Source organism: Escherichia sp. KTE52 (genome assembly GCF_000408325.1).
GTDB lineage: Bacteria > Pseudomonadota > Gammaproteobacteria > Enterobacterales > Enterobacteriaceae > Escherichia > Escherichia marmotae.
On record NZ_KE138680.1, the window covers coordinates 2,088,979 to 2,091,072 of the forward strand.

Sequence of the window (2,094 nt, forward strand, 5' to 3'; positions counted from 1 at the left end):
CGACTGCCGGGGCAGTACTTTGACGAAGAAACGGGGCTGCATTACAATCTGTTCAGATATTATGCGCCGGAGTGTGGGCGGTTTATCAGCCAGGACCCGATAGGGCTAAGAGGCGGGTTAAACTTATATGTATATGCGCCGAATCCAATTAGCTGGATCGATCCGCTGGGGCTAAGTGGTGATAAGGTTAATGTCTATAAAGATGCTCCTTATCATGGTACAACTGATAATTCAGTAAAAAGTCGTGCCCCTACAAATGGTCAAGGCGCTTTAGATAATTCTGTTCAAGTAAAACCCACATCACCGAGACGTGTTGGTGTAGACGCTGCTAACAATGAAATCGTGGTATTAGATAAAACTCGTTCTTTGTCAGATAATGTGGATGAGTACCATGGTCATGTACGTGAGTGGGATGCTCTTGATAATAAACAGCAATCTGCCCTGATTAAGGCGGGTAAGACTACGAGAAAAGGAAGGATTTGTGAATAATAAAGATAAATTGCATCTTGAAAAACTGCTTAATTCTGAAGATGAAAAGCAAGTAGCTGAGACACTCCTTTATATAGCCTACAATGTTAAAGATATTTCATGGTCTGAAGAAGTATTCATGAGGATGGCTAATAATTCCAATGGTGATATATGTGGACTTGCTTTAACTTGCATTGGGCACTTGGCAAGAATAAATGGTAAAATAGATAAAGGAAAAGTCATTCCATTTCTAAAAGAGAAAATGGAAAATTCAAATGAGGTAATATCGTCAAGAGCTGAAGATGCGCTTGATGATATTAATGTTTTCACTTAGATTGTTGTATTTATAATGGGGAAACCGTACTAAGTTACGACCCGAACATCTGGTATGAACGGGGAAATGGTTAGATTTGCTTTCTTGATCCGATAGGGCTGAGAGGCGGATTAAACCTGTATGCTTATGCGCCGAATCCGCTATCATGGATCGACCCGTTTGGCTTATCTGGTGTAGGCATACCGTATGGTTTTAAGAGCTATGGGCAATTTAATCAATTTGGTCAAACCTTGCAGGCTGGAATGAGTAAACTGGGATATCCCGGCGCAGTTTCCTATATGCAAGGTAGTTCTGTATCAGGGGTTAGTTTTTCTACAGGTCAACCTTTTGATGTCGGTAGAGTTAGTGATTTTGATGTTGCTATTTCACATCCCGAATTATATAAACGTGCTGAACAATTAGGTATCGGAAAAGGTGGGAGAACAGGGCCAATTGATATGGGTAGCGATATAGCAAAATCTCTGGGGATTGATGATATTTTACAAAAATTATCCAGAATGTCAGGTGGTCGGCCGGTGAATGCAATGATTTTTGCATCTCCTGCGGAAATCAAAGCTAAAGGAAAAGGGATTAGAATCCCAGGGAAATGTGGTGGTTTATAAATGAAGAAATCATATTTTCTTAAATACGGTAGCGAAATTACTAAAGAAGAGATAAGTAAATTACTTGATGATAAATGGGATATAACTTGCTCTGAATATGATAGTTGTTACTTTGGTTTATATTTTTCATACTCTGGGCTTTACGCAGATAAGTTGATGATTACAGATAATTACATCCCTATATCTGATGAATGGTTAGATGAAGAAAATAAAAAATTCAAAACATTAATAAAAGTGTCATTCATTAATGGAAAGAATGCAGATAAATTAAGTAGATACAAATCCATGAAAAATATTTTTAATCATTTTGATAAACTATTTCTCATTAGTGAAGAGTGTATTGAAGAGAGCAGATAGTATGTTGATAAACAACAATACCTCACTAGCAGTCGTTTTGTTTCCTCGCAATTGAAGTAGATGGAAACCGGGAAGAATATTAAATCTTCCTGGTTTTTATATTTAACTCTCGTTCAGCACACTAAACATCCTGTTCCGCATCCCCTTAACAGACGGTTTAACCTGATAAAGTTCCTTCCTCAGTTCCTGCACTTCGTCGCTGTCAGCGATGATGGTCAGCCACCCAGTGGCATTAATGACAGGCTGCCTGGTGTTCAGCTATGACCGGAGCGGCTGGCTGACCGGTCGTACGGGGCAGATGTACGACCATGACCATTATTATTACGACAAAGC

3 protein-coding genes and 4 pseudogenes are annotated in these 2,094 nt (G+C 39.2%); 6 read left to right on the forward strand and 1 reads right to left on the reverse strand.

Going from position 1 to position 2,094, the window contains the following annotated elements; genetic code table 11:
* The 5 genes and pseudogenes from A1SC_RS26270 to A1SC_RS02045 all read left to right on the forward strand — a co-directional run.
* Window positions 1-178, forward strand: a pseudogene (locus A1SC_RS26270) (RHS repeat-associated core domain-containing protein); the annotation flags it as partial.
* Window positions 179-481: 303 nt separating this feature from the next.
* Window positions 482-802, forward strand: a complete 321-nt coding sequence (locus tag A1SC_RS02050; RefSeq protein WP_016262909.1) for a hypothetical protein — start codon at window positions 482-484, stop codon at window positions 800-802.
* A gap of 86 nt (window positions 803-888) precedes the next feature.
* A pseudogene (locus A1SC_RS26275) lies at window positions 889-982 on the forward strand (RHS repeat-associated core domain-containing protein); the annotation flags it as partial.
* A 62-nt stretch (window positions 983-1,044) separates the two neighbouring features.
* The gene (locus tag A1SC_RS25975; protein WP_016262910.1) at window positions 1,045-1,404 is read left to right on the forward strand and encodes a hypothetical protein; all 360 of its coding nucleotides are present in this window, start codon (window positions 1,045-1,047) and stop codon (window positions 1,402-1,404) included.
* Entirely contained in the window at window positions 1,405-1,761 is a 357-nt protein-coding gene (locus A1SC_RS02045) for a hypothetical protein (RefSeq protein WP_016262911.1), read from the forward strand.
* A gap of 102 nt (window positions 1,762-1,863) precedes the next feature.
* Here A1SC_RS02045 and A1SC_RS25980 read toward each other — a convergent pair.
* Window positions 1,864-1,986 (reverse strand): annotated as a pseudogene (locus A1SC_RS25980) (toxin SymE, type I toxin-antitoxin system family protein); the annotation flags it as partial.
* Between the two features lie 22 nt (window positions 1,987-2,008).
* Here A1SC_RS25980 and A1SC_RS26280 point away from each other — a divergent pair.
* A pseudogene (locus A1SC_RS26280) lies at window positions 2,009-2,094 on the forward strand (hypothetical protein); the annotation flags it as partial.